Source organism: Rhodococcus sp. T2V (assembly GCF_029269925.1).
Lineage (GTDB): Bacteria > Actinomycetota > Actinomycetes > Mycobacteriales > Mycobacteriaceae > Rhodococcus_F > Rhodococcus_F koreensis.
This window is the reverse complement of record NZ_JARJBD010000404.1, coordinates 1-473: the sequence shown is the minus strand read 5'-3', so window position 1 is coordinate 473 and position 473 is coordinate 1. Positions and strand designations below refer to the sequence as shown.

At 67.9% G+C, this 473-nt stretch carries 1 pseudogene; it reads left to right on the top strand.

Going from position 1 to position 473, the window contains the following annotated elements:
- Window positions 1-473 (top strand): annotated as a pseudogene (locus P3H15_RS54590) (steroid 3-ketoacyl-CoA thiolase); the annotation flags it as partial.

The window sequence follows — 473 nt, the reverse complement described above, 5'->3', positions numbered from 1 at the left end:
CATCTCCGCGGAACTGATCGCCGCCAAGTGGAAGTTCGACCGCGACACCCTCGACAGTTTCTCCGCACAGTCGCATCAGCGGGCCGCCGACGCCGCGTCGAAGGGGTTGTTCGCCAAGGAGATCATCCCGATCGACGTGACCAACGCCGCCGGCGAGACGGTCACGCACACCGTCGACGAGACGGTGCGCGCCACGACCACCGCCGAGGGTCTGTCCGGGCTGAAGTCGTCGTTCTACTCGGAGAAGTACGCGGCCCGGTTCCCCGAGGCGCAGTGGCACATCACCCCGGGTAACTCGTCGCCGCTGACCGACGGTGCGTCCGCCGCGCTGATCATGAGCGAGGAGATGGCGTCGAAGCTGGGTCTGACCCCGCGGGCCCGGTTCCACTCGTTCGCCGTCGCCGGTGACGACCCGGTGTTCATGCTCACCGCGCCGATCCCGGCGACGAAGAAGATCCTCGCCAAGTCGGGGC